This is a genomic window from Nocardia pseudobrasiliensis NBRC 108224, assembly GCF_001613105.1.
Classification (GTDB): Bacteria; Actinomycetota; Actinomycetes; order Mycobacteriales; family Mycobacteriaceae; genus Nocardia; species Nocardia pseudobrasiliensis.
The window spans coordinates 24,917-39,185 of the sequence record NZ_BDBS01000029.1; the positions used below are offsets into that span (position 1 = coordinate 24,917).

General features: G+C 68.9%; 14 protein-coding genes. 11 read left to right on the forward strand and 3 right to left on the reverse strand.

The window, feature by feature from the left end; genetic code table 11:
- Positions 1-102: 102 nt before the first annotated feature.
- From NP4_RS21900 to NP4_RS21910, 3 genes are read left to right on the forward strand one after another with little or no spacing between them, the layout of a single operon-like run.
- On the forward strand, positions 103-1,287 hold the full coding sequence (locus NP4_RS21900) for a CaiB/BaiF CoA transferase family protein (protein WP_068000825.1): 1,185 nt from the start codon (positions 103-105) through the stop codon (positions 1,285-1,287).
- A complete protein-coding gene (locus NP4_RS21905; protein WP_068000828.1) occupies positions 1,287-2,099 on the forward strand; it encodes a cyclase family protein in 813 nt (270 codons plus the stop codon). The genes NP4_RS21900 and NP4_RS21905 overlap by 1 nt, the downstream gene beginning before the upstream one ends.
- Positions 2,096-3,538 (forward strand): MmgE/PrpD family protein, encoded by a 1,443-nt coding sequence (locus NP4_RS21910; RefSeq protein ID WP_068000831.1) that lies wholly within the window; start codon positions 2,096-2,098, stop codon positions 3,536-3,538. The genes NP4_RS21905 and NP4_RS21910 overlap by 4 nt, the downstream gene beginning before the upstream one ends.
- On the opposite strand, the gene NP4_RS21915 is transcribed toward NP4_RS21910, so the two are convergent.
- The gene (locus NP4_RS21915; RefSeq protein WP_068000834.1) at positions 3,491-4,396 is read right to left on the reverse strand and encodes a hydroxymethylglutaryl-CoA lyase; all 906 of its coding nucleotides are present in this window, start codon (positions 4,394-4,396) and stop codon (positions 3,491-3,493) included. The genes NP4_RS21910 and NP4_RS21915 overlap by 48 nt on opposite strands.
- A gap of 83 nt (positions 4,397-4,479) precedes the next feature.
- Here NP4_RS21915 and NP4_RS21920 point away from each other — a divergent pair, with 83 nt between their 5' ends.
- The 3 genes from NP4_RS21920 to NP4_RS21930 are packed head-to-tail and all read left to right on the forward strand — an operon-like array spanning position 4,480 to position 7,058.
- On the forward strand, positions 4,480-5,694 hold the full coding sequence (locus tag NP4_RS21920) for a CaiB/BaiF CoA transferase family protein (protein WP_068001235.1): 1,215 nt from the start codon (positions 4,480-4,482) through the stop codon (positions 5,692-5,694).
- A gap of 11 nt (positions 5,695-5,705) precedes the next feature.
- Positions 5,706-6,323, forward strand: a complete 618-nt coding sequence (locus tag NP4_RS21925; RefSeq protein ID WP_068000837.1) for an isochorismatase family protein — start codon at positions 5,706-5,708, stop codon at positions 6,321-6,323.
- 27 nt (positions 6,324-6,350) lie between these two features.
- Complete coding sequence (locus NP4_RS21930; RefSeq protein ID WP_068000840.1) at positions 6,351-7,058, forward strand: hypothetical protein; 708 nt, start codon at positions 6,351-6,353, stop codon at positions 7,056-7,058.
- On the opposite strand, the gene NP4_RS21935 is transcribed toward NP4_RS21930, so the two are convergent.
- On the reverse strand, positions 7,059-7,844 hold the full coding sequence (locus tag NP4_RS21935; protein WP_068000843.1) for an IclR family transcriptional regulator: 786 nt from the start codon (positions 7,842-7,844) through the stop codon (positions 7,059-7,061).
- A 115-nt stretch (positions 7,845-7,959) separates the two neighbouring features.
- Here NP4_RS21935 and NP4_RS21940 point away from each other — a divergent pair, with 115 nt between their 5' ends.
- The 5 genes from NP4_RS21940 to NP4_RS21960 are packed head-to-tail and all read left to right on the forward strand — an operon-like array spanning position 7,960 to position 13,650.
- Positions 7,960-8,442 carry a flavin reductase family protein gene (locus tag NP4_RS21940; protein ID WP_068000845.1) on the forward strand — a complete coding sequence of 161 codons (483 nt, stop codon included), beginning with the start codon at positions 7,960-7,962 and terminating at the stop codon, positions 8,440-8,442.
- On the forward strand, positions 8,439-9,710 hold the full coding sequence (locus NP4_RS21945) for an acyl-CoA dehydrogenase family protein (protein ID WP_245998749.1): 1,272 nt from the start codon (positions 8,439-8,441) through the stop codon (positions 9,708-9,710). The genes NP4_RS21940 and NP4_RS21945 overlap by 4 nt, the downstream gene beginning before the upstream one ends.
- Positions 9,707-11,092 (forward strand): aldehyde dehydrogenase family protein, encoded by a 1,386-nt coding sequence (locus tag NP4_RS21950; RefSeq protein ID WP_068000848.1) that lies wholly within the window; start codon positions 9,707-9,709, stop codon positions 11,090-11,092. The genes NP4_RS21945 and NP4_RS21950 overlap by 4 nt, the downstream gene beginning before the upstream one ends.
- Positions 11,089-12,219 carry an FAD-dependent oxidoreductase gene (locus tag NP4_RS21955; RefSeq protein WP_068000851.1) on the forward strand — a complete coding sequence of 377 codons (1,131 nt, stop codon included), beginning with the start codon at positions 11,089-11,091 and terminating at the stop codon, positions 12,217-12,219. Before NP4_RS21950 ends, NP4_RS21955 begins: the two co-directional genes overlap by 4 nt.
- Positions 12,220-12,231: 12 nt before the next feature.
- On the forward strand, positions 12,232-13,650 hold the full coding sequence (locus NP4_RS21960) for an aldehyde dehydrogenase family protein (RefSeq protein ID WP_068001240.1): 1,419 nt from the start codon (positions 12,232-12,234) through the stop codon (positions 13,648-13,650).
- A 4-nt stretch (positions 13,651-13,654) separates the two neighbouring features.
- Here NP4_RS21960 and NP4_RS21965 read toward each other — a convergent pair whose 3' ends face one another.
- On the reverse strand, positions 13,655-14,239 hold the full coding sequence (locus tag NP4_RS21965) for a neocarzinostatin apoprotein domain-containing protein (RefSeq protein WP_068000854.1): 585 nt from the start codon (positions 14,237-14,239) through the stop codon (positions 13,655-13,657).
- Positions 14,240-14,269: the final 30 nt, after the last annotated feature.

Genomic DNA, 14,269 nt, shown 5'->3' on the forward strand with positions numbered 1-14,269 from the left:
AACGGCTTTACGATCTGTGTGATCATTGCAGTACACTCCCAGGTAGTCAACGACAGTTCGTTTCCCTCATGGAAACCGTCGGCATCGAGAGGAAGTCGGAAGATGACCGATGCACTGGCCGGGATTCGGGTCCTGGACGTCGCCACCCTGTTCGCCGGGCCGATGGCGGCGACCCTGCTCGGCGATTTCGGCGCGGAGGTGATCAAGATCGAGCATCCGCGCGGCGATCCGGCGCGGGGGCACGGTCCGCAGCGCGATGGGACCGGCCTGTGGTGGAAGATGCTGGGCCGCAACAAGAAATCGGTCACCCTCGATCTCGGCCACCCGGAGGGACAGCGCATCCTCCGCCGGCTGGTCGCCGACGTCGATGTGCTGATCGAGAACTTTCGCCCCGGCACCTTCGAGCGGTGGGGACTGGGCTACGAGGCGCTGCGTGCGATCAACCCGCGCCTGATCCTGGCCCGGGTCACCGGATTCGGCCAATTCGGCCCGTACGCTCACCGACCCGGTTTCGGCACACTGGCCGAGGCGATGAGCGGTTTCGCAGCCATGACCGGTGCGCCGGACGGCCCGCCGACCCTTCCCCCGTTCGGCCTCGCCGACGGTATCGCGGCCCTGGCCACCGCCTACGCGGTCATGACCGCGTTGCGGGCGCGTGAGCGCGACGGGGTGGGACAGCAGGTGGATCTCGCGATCATCGAACCGATTCTCGCCCTGCTGGGTCCGCAGCTGATCGCCTACGACCAGCTCGGCGAACTACCGCCGCGGCTGGGCAACCGGTCGGCCAACAACGCGCCGCGCAATGTGTATCGCACCCGCGACGACGCCTGGGTGGCGGTCTCGACCAGCACCGAGTCGATCGCGGCGCGGGTGATGCGACTGGTCGGCCGCCCGGAACTCACCGATCGGCCATGGTTCGCGACCGGAACCGGCCGCGCGGCGCATGCGGACGAACTCGACGCCGCGGTGAACCGCTGGGTCGCCGCGCGTGACCTCGAGGAGGTGATCCGCGAATTCGAGAAGGCCGAGGCCGCCGTCGCCCCGATCTACACCGCCGCCGACATATTCACCGATCCGCAGTACCGCGCGCTGGAGACCGTCACCACCGTGCCCGACGACGACCTGGGGGCGGTGCGCATGCAGAATGTGCTGTTCCGACTGTCCGGCACACCGGGACGGATTCGATGGACCGGCCCGGCGCTCGGCGCGCACACACCGGAAGTGCTGGGCCGGTACGGAATCGACACCGCGGAACTCGAGCGGCTGGCCACGATGGGGGTCCTGTGATGACGGATACGCTGCTGGCGGCGGTACGGGCGGGAGTGCGGCTGATCGAGCTCGGGCAACCGTTGTTCACCGGCATGCCCTGTTCGCCGAATCATCCCGGCTTCCGAATGATGTTGGCGCGCAGACACGGTGACACGATCCGGCCCGACGGCGGATCGGCCGCCAGCGAGATCATCGTGACCGGCGGACATGTCGGGACGCATATCGATGCCCTCAGCCACGTCAGCCACGACGGGCGTCTGCACGGCGGCGTCGACGCCCGGAAAGCACAGCGCGGCGGCGCGTTCAGCGCACACGGCGCCGAGCATCTGCCGGGGCTGCTGTGCCGCGGTGTCCTGCTCGATATCGCGCGATTGCACGGTGTGGACGCACTGCCGGGCGGATACGAGATCACCCCCGAGGATCTCCGGCGGGCGGCCGAATCAGGCGGCGCGACACCGGAACCCGGGGACGTGGCGTTGATCCGCACGGGATGGGCACGACACTTCGACGATCCCGAGACCTATCTCGGCGACGCGTCCGGTGTGCCCGGGGTGGGCGTCGAGGCGGCCGAATGGCTCGCGGCGCAGGCGATCGTGGCGACCGGGGCGGATACGACGGCATACGAGCGCATCCCGCCGGGGGACGGGCACAGAATCCTGCCGGTGCATCGGGTCCTCCTGGTCGAGCGGGGCATACACATCCTCGAACACCTCGCGCTCGAGCAGCTGTCCCACAGCGCCACTACCGAATTCGTCTTCCTGCTGGCGCCGCTGCGGATCGTCGGCGGGACCGGTTCGCCGGTGCGACCGCTCGCGGCGGTGAGTCGATGAATCAGCTCACCGTCGTCCAGCGGCTGGCGGCCTTCGCGCAGTCGGCTCGCCACAGCGGCCTCGAGACCCGATTGCGCGCCGACGCGGCCCGACGACTGCTCGATGTCCTGGGAAACAGCATCGCCGCGGTGAACCTGGCTCCCGCGAACGCGGTGCGAAACCTACTGGCCGAATGGGGCGGCCGCGGCCAGGCGACCGCGCTCGGCCTGTCCGATCGCGTACCCGCCCCGTCCGCGGCACTGCTCGGCGGTACCCTCGCGCACGCACTCGATTTCGACGACACCCATCTGCCCTCGATCCTGCATCCCTCCGCCTCGGTGGTCCCGGCCGTGCTCGCGGTCGCCGAAGCGCGCGGTGCGAGCGGGACGGCGTTGCTCGACGCCGTGGGTGTCGGCGTGGAGATCACCGTGCGACTGGGTCTGGCCGGTTACGATGAGACGCTGCGCAATTCGGTGTTCTTCGAACGCGGACTGCACGCCACCGCCATCTGCGGGACCCTCGGCGCCGCCGCCGCGGCCGCCATGCTGACCGGCCTGGACGAATGCGGCATCGCCCATGCGATGGCCATCGCGGCCAGTATGGGTTCGGGGCTGCTCGAGGCCAATCGCACCGGCGGAACGGTCAAACGGGTCCATTGCGGTTGGGCCGCGCACGCGGCCGTCACCGCCGCCGAACTGGCCCGCACCGGCCTCACCGGTCCCCCCACCGTCCTCGAGGGCCGCTTCGGACTGCTGCGGGCCCACTGCGGCGACCGCTACGACGTCACCGCGATAACCAGCGGCCTGGGTGTCGAGTGGGAACTGCCCCACGTGTTCTTCAAGCCCTACCCCTGTAACCACTTCACCCACGCGGGGATCGATGCCGCGCTGCGTCTGCGCGACGCCGGCATCGACCCCGACGACATCGTCGAATTGGAACTCGGCGCACCGTCGGCGGCGCTGCGCACCATCGGCGAACCCGCCGCGGCCAAGGCCGCACCCGAATCCGGTTACCACGCGGCCTTTTCCGGTCCGTACACCGTGGCCGCGGCACTGCTCGGCGGCGGCGGACTCGGCCTCTTCCACGAGGACTTCACCGACGAGGCGGCCCGCGACCCTCGTCGCCTGGCACTCGCGGCCCGGGTGCGTTGCATGCCCGACCCGGACTGCGATCGCATCTTCCCGCATCAGTTCCCCGCCGTGCTCACCGCGCGGCTGCGTTCCGGGCGGATCCGCACCGAGCGGGTCGACGTCAATCGCGGCGGCCCGGACAATCCGCTCACCGCCGAGGAATTGGCCACCAAATTCCGCCTCAATACCGCCGACAGCCTCACCGGCGCACAGGCGGACACCCTGATCGAAATCGTCTACGGCCTGGCCGAACTCACCGATCTCGCCCCTTTGCTGAGCACGCTACGCGAGGCCGTCGCGACCGGGAAAGGCGCCCGCTCGGCCCAGTAGAGCCGGAACCGGCTTACCGAGGACTTCGCCCAGCCACAACCCCGTGCGTATGAGACGCTCCAGGTTCAATCCGGTGACGATGCCCATCCGGTCGAGCGCGTACACCAGATCCTCGGTAGCGATATTTCCGGTCGCGGCCGGGGCGAACGGGCAGCCGCCGATACCGCCGGTGCTCGCGTCGAGGACATGCGCGCCGGCCTCGAGCGCGGCCACGGCATTGACATAACCGGTATTGCGAGTGTTGTGGAAATGACAGCGCACCAACGCATTCGGCGCGATCCGTGCGACTCCCGCCACCAGGCGGCGAACCCGATCCGGCGTGCCGACACCGATGGTGTCGGCCAGGGCGATCTCGTCCGGCTCCGCGGCGGCGACCCGGCGCGCCAACTCGAGAATTCGACGCTCGGGCACCTCGCCCTCGAACGGGCAACCGAAGGCCGCCGCGATGGTGACCGTGCGCCACAACCCGGCCGCCCTCGCCCGCGCGGCCAAGGAAGTCCAGCGGATGATGCCCTCCTCGGTCGAACAGCCTTGATTGCGGCGGCTCAACGCATCGGTCGACACCACGACGACATTGATCTCGTCCACCCGCGCCGCGAGCGCGCGGTCCAGGCCCCGTTCATTGAAAACCAGTCCGGCATAGGATATTCCGGGCCGTCGCGGTACTTCCGACAGTACGGCCTCGGCGTCGGCCAGCTGCGGCACCGCCTTCGGACTCACGAAGCTGCTCGCCTCGATCCGTCGCAGTCCGGCGTCGGCGCTGCGGCGGATCAGCTCGATCTTCGCCGCGGTGGACACGGTCCCCGGCTCGTTCTGCAATCCGTCCCGGGGAGCCACCTCGACAATGCTCGGGTGCACGAATCCTCCTGTGCGCGATCTTGTTCCATGTTTCGCTCTGGGATACAGTGTATCCATTCCAGGGCACGACGGGGAGCGATCACATGTCAGACCAGACCACCACTGCGCCCGGGCCGCTGACCGATCTGCGAGTGATCGAGATGGGACAGCTGCTGGCCGGACCGTTCTGCGGCCAACTACTCGGCGATCTCGGCGCGGAGGTCATCAAACTCGAATCGCCCGGCCAGGGCGATCCCATGCGGCAGTGGGGTCGGGAGAAGCCCCACGGTCGCTCGCTGTGGTGGCCCGTGGTGGCGCGCAACAAGAAATCGGTGACCTGCGATCTGCGCACCGCGGCGGGTCAGCGCCTGGCCCGCGACCTCATCGCCCAGTCGGACATCGTGGTGGAGAACTTTCGTCCCGGCACCCTGGAACGCTGGGGGTTGGGCTTCGATATGCTGCGCGCCGACAATCCGGGGTTGATCCTGGTCCGCGTCACCGGCTACGGGCAGAACGGCCCCTACGCCCCGCGCGCCGGATACGGCTCCATCGGCGAGGCGATGGGCGGCATTCGGTACATCACCGGCGATCCCGGCCATCCGCCCGCGAGAACCGGTATCTCCCTGGGCGATTCGCTGGCGGCGGTGTTCGCCACGATCGGCGCGCTGGCCGCGGTCCATCACCGGCACACCAGCGGGCGCGGCCAGATCGTGGATTCGGCCATCTACGAAGCCGTGCTCGCGATGACGGAATCGCTGCTGCCGGAATGGGAAGTGGCGGGCTATCGGCGAGAACGCACGGGCGCGGTGCTGCCGAACGTATCTCCCAGCAATGTCTATCCGACCGCCGACGACGAGATGATCCTCATCGCCGCGAATCAGGACAGCGTTTTCGCCCGGTTGGCGAGTGCGATGGAACAGCCCGAACTGGCCACCGCCGAGCGGTTCGCCACCCATGCCGCGCGCGGGGAGAACATGACCGAACTCGACGAGATCATCGCCGACTGGACCCGCACCCGGCCCGCCGAGGCGCTGCTGGCGCTGCTGCACGACGCGGGCGTGCCCGCGGGCCGGATCTATACGGCCCGGGACATGTTCACCGATCCGCATTTCGCGGCCCGCGACGCGATCGTGCGGTTGGCCCACCCCGAATTCGGTGCGCTCCCGATGCAGAACGTCTTTCCCCGGCTCAGCGAAACACCCGGCGCGATAAGCCATATCGGGCCCGAACTCGGGGAGCACACCGACCAGGTGTATCGCGAACTGCTCGGCCTGGGAACCGAGGAACTCACCCGCCTCGCCGAACAAGGCGTCATCTGAGTGGAGTGCGCATGTCCGACCTGGCCGCCGACTACCGTCGCCACGGCTTCGCCGCCACCCTCGGCCCGGGCCGCTCACCGGCGGTTCTCGTGGTGGACATCTGCGCGGCGTATCTCACCGACGGCTCACCGCTGCGCGCACCGGTCGAGAACGCCGTGGCCGCCGCCGAGGTTCTGGTGAAACATGCTCGCGCCCATCGGTATCCGGTGCTGTTCACCCGGGTCGTCTACCGTCCCGGCACCGCCGACGGCGGCCTGTTCCGACGCAAGGTGCCCGCGCTGCGAGTATTCGAGGCGGGAAATCCCCTGGGGGACTTCCTCGATGCGCCCGCACCCCGCGCGGACGAGGTGGTCATCAGCAAGCAGTACGCCAGCGCGTTCCACGGCACCGCGCTGGCGGCCACCCTGACCGCACAGGGTATCGATACCCTCTGCATCGCGGGCCTCACCACCAGCGGCTGTATCCGCGCCACGGCCACCGACGCGCTGCAGCACGGCTTCCGGCCGCTGGTGGTCGCCGACGCGTGCGGTGATCGCGATCCGCGCCTGCACGAGGCCAATCTGCTCGACCTGGGCGCGAAGTACGCCGATATCGTGCGGCTCGACGCGGCGTTGGCCGTGCTGAGCTGAAATACACCGGAAGGCAACATAATCGACATGGGAGCGCATCCGCACGGCTGGTGGATCCTGCTGCACCTGGTGCTGTTCGTGTTCTGGCTCGGCGGTGATCTGGGCGTGTTCTACTCCAGCCGCTTCGTCATCGATCCACGCCTGACGCCCGCGGCCCGGGCGACCGCACTGGCCGTCATGAGCGGGCTGGATCTGGCGCCCAAGATCTGTCTCGTGCTGTTTCTACCCAGCGGCGTCACGCTCATGGCCCTGGCTCCGCACGGGGCGCACCTGTTCGGAATCGCTTTGTTTCCCTGGTGGTTCGTGGCGCTGGTGTGGCTGTTCGCCGCGGTCTGGCTCGCGCTCGCCGTCACCACCCATCGCACCCACGGCCGGTTCCCGCTCGTCGTGCGCGCCGACCTCGCCGCCCGGATCGCGGTGATCATCGGCATGGCCGCGGCCGGATGCTACGCGCTGCTCGCCACCGAACCGTTCGGCGTGACCACCGATCCGCGCTGGCTCGGCGGCAAGATCCTGCTCTACGCCGCCGCGATCGCGGCCGGGATCGGCATTCGGATCACGTTGCGCCCCTTCGGTTCCGCATTCGCTCGATTACTCGGTTCCGGATCCGACGAGCAGGTGGAGCACGCCCTGCGCCGCAGCGTCGACGGCTGCCTCCCGTACGTCTGGGTGATCTGGGGCAGCGTGCTCGCGGCCGCGGCGCTGGGCGTGTTCAAACCCGGGGCGCACCTGTAGTCAGCCGGTGTAACCCAGCTGAGCCGACAACGCGTTGGATGCCTTGAGCAGCACCGGAACATACTCGCGCAGGCGAGGCTCGAAGCGCGACAGCGGGCCGCAGACACTGATCGCGGCGACCACACCGCCGTCGTGATCGAGAATCGGCGCGGCGATCGAGGCGGCGCCGATCTGCCTCTCCCCCAGCGAGATCGCGTAGCCGCGCTCCTTGATCTCCTTCAGCTCCGCGCGCAGCTTGCGGACCTTGGTGATGGTGGCATCGGTGAGCGGGGTCAACTCGTGGCGACCCAGATACTCGTCGATCTCCTCCTTGCGCAGGTACGCCAGAATCGCCTTGGACGAACTGCCCGCGTACAGCGGGTACGGCTGCCCGAGCGCGACCTCCATACGCAATTCCTGGTCGGGCACAACCTGATCGGCGTACATGCGGGTATCGCCGCGCCGAATCGACAGGGTGGAGGTCTCACCGGTCACCGCCGACAGCCGCCGCAGTTCCGGGGCCGCCATCACGCGCAGATCCGTGCGCGCCAGATAGGCCCGCCCGAGCGCGATCGCCGCATGGCCGAGCGCGTAGCGGCGCGTGGTCGGTTCCAGCACGATGAGATCGCGACTGCGCAGCGCGGTCAGGATGCGATGCACCGCCGCCTTGGTGATGCCGAGCTCGGTGGCGATCTCGGTGACGCCGAGATCGGGCCGGCCGCTGCGGCCGAACAGCAACAGCACGTCCATCGCCCGTTCGACCGCGGCGACCGAACGACTCTGGTTGTCGGATTCGGATTCTGGCACGCGGCCAGTTTAGGCGGCTGATTTCCCGATGGGAAACACCATCGCACTTGCGGACGACGCGGCGCGGCGTTACCTTGTGCGTAACAGCGTTTCCACTACCGAAACGGAGAGATTCGTGGATCCCCACCATCTCCGCACGGTGCTGGCCCAGTGGGCTACCGGCGTGGTCGTGGTCACCACAACCCGCCCCGACCGCGAACCGCACGGCATGACGGCGAGCTCGTTCACCGGTGTGGCGCTGACTCCGCCCCTGGTCTCGGTATGCCTGCTCTCCTCGGGAACGACGTGCCGCGAGATTCGGCGCAATGGCGTTTTCGCGGTCAATGTCCTCGGGCACGATCATGAACAGATCGGACGCCGCTTTGCCGAAAGCGACCGTGCGGCAGACCGTTTCGCACTCGGAGACTGGGACGCCGCCACAACCGGAGCGCCGGTGCTGACCGATGCGGTGGCGTGGCTGGACTGCCTCGTCACCGCCTGCCACACCGCCGGGGATCACACCATCGTGCTGGGTTCGGTCCAGGACGCCGCCACACCGCGTCCGGCCGCCCCACTGATCTATCACGACCGCACTTTCCACGAGGGGACCGCCCGATGATCGGTGAACAGCTTGTCGAGGATATGACCGAGGCCGAGCGCGAACGCGCCGAGCGAGTCGAATCGGTACTGCCCGCCCTGCGCGCGGCCGCCGAGGAGGCCGACCGCACCGCGACCTTCCCGCCGTCACATATCGCACTCCTGCGTGCGGCGGGCCTGCTCGGGCTGGTGGTGCCGGAGAAGTTCGGCGGTCTCGGGGGCACCCTGCGGGATCTGGCCGCCGCCACCTTCGCCATGGGAACCGCCTGTCCCTCCACCGCTTTGGCGTATTTCTTCCACAACACCAGCGCCTCCCGCGGACTGCTGCCGCTGGAGGCCATCGACGCCGGACTGTTCGCCGACGAGGAGGTGCCCGTGGTCCGCGCCTTCGCGGAGAAGGTGCTCACCCGGATGGCGGCCGGAACATGGCTGGCCAATTTCGCCTCCGAATCCGTGAAGACCGAACAGGCCAACATCACCATCGCCACAACCGCCCGCAAGGTGGACGGGGGCTGGATTCTGCAGGGCGAGAAGTCCTTCGGCTGCGCGACCGGTGTGGCCGATTACTACCTCACCTCCGCCAAGCTCGAAAACCATGACACGGCAGAGGGTTTGGCCACCTTCTTCGTGCCGCGCGACGCCACCGGCGTCAGCGTGCGCGCGCCGTGGAACGGGCTGGGCATGCGAGCCACCGCCAATAACGGCATCCGGCTGGACGAGGTGTTCATCCCCGACGACGAAGCGCTGGCGGTACCGGGCGCGTTCACCAAGATGCTGCGCATGAGCCGCGGCTCGTTCGTCGGCAATCAGCTCGCCATCGCGGCCGTCTATACCGGTTGCGCCCAGCGCGTCTACGACGAGACGCTGGCCGCCACGACGACGAAGACCTTCGCCGATACCGGCAGGCCCGTCGCCTCCTCACCGGTGCATCAGGTGCTCATCGGCGAGATGACCCGGCACCTGCGCACGGCCTATCTGTGGCTGCGCTACCAACTGACGATCGAGACCGTCGAGCCGCCGATCAAACCGAAGCCCGAGGTGTTCGCGCAGTGGCGTCTGGGCAAGGGCGCGGTCACCGAGGCCTGCTTCCAGGTCGCGCTGGGGGCGTTGAAGGCGGGCGGCACCTCGGCGGCGGCCATGGACGGCATCGCCGGACGCGCGCTGCGGGATCTGGCCATGGGATTGGTCATGACGTTCCCCGCCGAGCGCGGCATGCTCGAGGTGGCCCGGATCGTCACCGACGCCAAGGCCAACGAATTGTTCACCACCGCACCGGAGGACGGCCGATGAGCATCGAATTGCCGCCGATCGCCGATCTGATCGACCACACCTGGGGTACACCGACGGTGGAACTGGCTCTGGCACTGGAGGATCCGGCCACCGGCACGGCGCTCGGCCGGGCGATGGCCACCGCCCCGGAGCGCGTGGAGCGCGCGCTCGCCGTGGCGGACCGGGCCGAGGGCGAGATCACCGCCGAGATACTGGACGCGATCGCCGAATCCCTCGAGTCCCGGCTGGATCGGATCGCCGAGCTGGACGCTGCCACCACCGGTGTGCCGGTCACCCAGACCCGATTGTTGACCGCGATCGTCACCGGCTCGTTCCGGTTGGCGGCCGGGCAGATTCGCGCCGGCGTCCGTCGCGCGGATCGCGACGGCGTTCAGGTCCACCGGCTACCGCTGGGTCCGGCGCTGTGCCTGGTGCCGTGGAACGCGCCCGCGCCGATGGCGGCGCACAAGGTGGCCAGCGCGTTGGCCGCGGGCTGCCCGGTGATCCTCAAGGTGAGCGAATTGACGCCCTACAGCGCTGTCGTACTGGCCGAGGCGATCGCCGAACACGTGCCCGCGGGCATGTTCCAACTGGTCCAGGGCGGCCCGGCCACCGGTTCCCAACTCGTCTCGGATTCGCGGATCAAGGCGGTCTCGTTCACCGGCGGTCTCGGCGGCGGCCGGTCGATCGCGGCCGCGTCCGCGCCGCTGTTCCGGCCGTGCCAGCTCGAATTGGGCGGCAATAACCCGCTTGTCGTGCTGCCCGACGCGGATCTCGACACCGCGGCCCGGATGGCCGCCGAACTGCTCACCACGCTCAACGGCCAATGGTGCCGTGCGCTGGGGCGTTTGATAGTTCCCGCGCGACGACGGGTGGAACTCGTCGAGGCCGTGGGCAAGCGGCTCGATGCCCTACGCGTCGGCCCGCCGCTGGATCCCGACACCGAATTCGGGCCGCTGATCCACTCGCGACATGTGCACACCGTGCGCGGCGCGCTCGGGCGAGACCACCGATCCTTCGGCGGCGCAATGCCTTCCGGCAATTACGTTCCGCCCACGCTGCTCGCGGACGATCTCACCGACGAGGTGTTCGGACCGGTCGCGGGTGTGGTGGCCTACGAGACCGTCGAGCAGGCGGTGGCGCTGGCCAATGCCGTGCCCTACGGCCTGGAGGGTTATGTCTGCGGCGACGATGAGGACCGGGCGCTGGCTGTCGCTCAGCGAATTCGGGCCGGTGAGGTGAAGGTGAACGGCTCCTCGGCCATGAGCCTGCACCCGATGACGCCACGACCGGCGTGGGAGTGGTCCGGTCTCGGTGAGGAGGGGACCGCGGAGACGCTGCGGTTCTTCACCGGCGCGCGGGTCGTCGGGGTCGAGGGGCGTTTCGCCCTGCACACCTCATGACCCGCGTCCTGGTGGCGGGCGCGGGGCCGGTCGGGCTGAGCGCGGCGCTGGCGCTGGCTCGACGTGGCGTGCCGGTGACGGTCCTGGAACAGGGTGACGGCCTGGCCGAACAGTCGCGGGCCTCGACCTTCCATCCGCCGACACTGGAAATGCTGCAACGGCTCGGGGTGCTGAAACCGTTGCTGGACAAGGGGATCGTCGCGTCGACCTTTCAATATCGCGAGCGCGGCGGGGACGCGATCGCCACATTGGATCTGGGTGTACTCGCCGAGGACACCGCCTTCCCGTTCCGGGTGCAGTGCGAGCAGAGCAAACTCACCCCGATTCTGTTGGACGCGTTGGCTTCCGAGGCCGATGTGCGATTCGGCCATCGTGTGCGGGGCGTGCGGGCCGACGACGACGGCGTCGTGGTGTCGAGTTCGCGCGGTGAGCTACGGGCGGATTGGCTGATCGGGGCCGACGGCGCGCATTCTGTCGTGCGCGCGAGCCTCGCAGCGCCCTTCGACGGCTCGACCTATCCCGAACGTTTCCTCGTGGCCTCGGTCGATGAGGAACTCGCGACAGTCCTGTCCGATATCGCGCCGATCAATTACATCTTCGACCCCGCGGAATGGCTGGTACTGCTGCGCACGCCCGACCATTGGCGGGTACTGCTGCCCACTGCGGCGAATACCCGCGACGAGGACGAAATACGCCGCCTGCCACAGCGTTTGACCGCGATCGCCGATATCGGGCGGCCGTGGCGAATACGGCACGCCGCGCTGTACCGGGTGCATCAGCGCGTGACCGAACGCTTCCGGATCGGACGGGTCCTGCTGGCGGGCGACGCCGCACATGTGAACAACCCCCTCGGCGGGCTCGGGATGAACAGCGGAATCCATGACGCGGTGGCACTGTCCGAGGCTCTGGCCGATGTGGTGCACGGCGGTCCAGAGGCGGCATTGGACGAGGTCGCCGAACGGCGTCGCCGGATCGCGGTGGACCATGTGCAGGCCGCCAGCCACGCCAACTACAACCGGCTGCGCGGTGACGTCGGCGAATTCCGCCGACAGGTCCGCGCGCTCGCGGCCGACCCGGCCGCCGCGCGCGCCCACCTGCGGCGCGCCTGTCTGCTGGATTCGCTCTAGGTGGTGGCTTCGATGATCGAACGCGAGAACCCGGCACGCCCGGACGAGATCGTCGGCGCGGTGCCGCGCACCACGCCCGAGCAGATCGACGGCGTGGTGCGCGAGGCCGAGCGCCGGTTCCGGGAATGGTCGCGCATGCCGATCGCCGGGCGGCTGGCCGCGCTGGCCCGCGCCGCGGCCGCGCTCGACGAGCAGTGTGCGGAACTGGCCGTCCTGCTGGCGCGCGAGTCCGGTAAGCCGGTGGTCGATTGCCGCGGCGAAATCGGTTTCGCCGCGACCTATCTGCGGTGGGTGTGCGACAACGCGCCCCACGTCTGCGCGACAACCGTGGTCGACGACCCGCAGGGCAGGCTGTGGTCGACGCCGCGTCCGTTCGGGGTGGTCGCCGCGATCACGCCGTGGAACGCGCCGATCATTCTCGCGATGATCAAGCTCGGACCCGCGCTGGCGGCCGGAAACACCGTGGTGCTCAAGCCTTCTCCGTTGGCGCCGCTGGCCGTCACGCGGGTGGCGGAGTCACTTCCGGGAGTCCATGTCGTGCACGGCGGGCCCGAGGTGGTGCGGGCCCTGGTGGCTCATCCCTCGGTGCGCAAGGTCGCCTTCACCGGGGGCGAACACGCCGGTGCGCAGATCGCCGCTCAGGCGGGACGCCACATCACCCCGGCGGTACTCGAACTCGGCGGTAACGATCCCGCCGTCTTTCTCGACGATTTCGCGCTCGGCCCGGACGATTTCGAGCGGCTGGTTCTCGCCTCGTTCGCGACCTCCGGCCAGGTCTGTATGGCGGCCAAGCGATTGTATGTGCCGCGGCACCGGGCCGCGGAGTTCACCGAGTCGTATATCGCCGCCGCCCATCGCATTCTGCGGGTCGGCGATCCGCTGAACGACCAGGTGACGATGGGCCCGGTGGTGACGCGTTCGGCCGCCGATCGGATCACCGCGCTCATCGCCGATGCCCGCGCCGACGGCGGACGCGTGATCGAGCTGGCGAAGTGCCCCGGCGGGGAGGGCTACTTCGTCGGCCCGGTACTCGTGACAGATCTGCCCGACAGCGCGAAGCTGGTGTGCCGCGAGCAGTTCGGCCCGGCGGTGCCCTTACTGACCTACCGCGACGAATCCGAGGTGCTCGCTCGGGCCAACGCGGGCGAGCTCGGACTCGGAGCCTCGGTCTGGTCGGCCGACGAGGACCGCGCCTTTCGATTCGCCACCGGCTTCGAGGCGGGTTTCACCTTCGTCAATACCCATAACCGGACCGGAATGTCGCTGCGAGCGCCGTTCGGAGGCGTGAAGCGCAGCGGTTTCGGCCGGGAGTACGCCGACGAGGGGTTGCGCGAATATCTCCAGACCACGGTCGTGCACGCACCCGCGGCCTTCCGCCCCGGCGGCCCGGGGATGTCGCCTCGCGCCTATCCCCGGGCTCACGAGCGATAGTTCGTCAGCGAATACCTCCTCTGCGCCGCAGGATCAGGCCCCCGATCGCGACGATCACGACCAGTGCCGCGATCGCGACGCCGACAACGATCGGCCACGCGTTCGAGCCGGAATCGGACTTGCTCGACTCGGCCGCCGAATGGGCTTCGTTGCCGATCGGTTTCGCGGCCGTGGTTGCCGCCGGGCCGAAAGTGAGCGGCACCGAGGCGAGAATCTGCGACGGGTTCATCAGGCTGGTGACCGCGAGTGCGCACGCGCCGGGCGCCGCGGTGCAGTCCACGCCGCCGACCGTCGCGACCAGGGTCACCGTCGCGCCCGCGGTCATCGGCTGCCAGGCGCCTCGAGCATCGGCATTGCCCAGCAGCGATCCGGTCAGATTGCAGTCGCTCGGGGCGACGATCTGTGGCTTGCACTGGCCGACCGCCACCTGCGGCATATTGGGCGGTAGGCCGTCGAGTGCGACGGTGATCTGCTGACCGACGGTCACATTGTCGGTCTGGCTGGGCCGAAGCTGCGGCGCGGCAAGCGCGTTCGGGGCGACCACGACCAGGATGGCGGCAGCCGCACAACCGAGTCCCGCTCGAAACATATTTCCTCCTGTGGATTCAGCGGATGAATG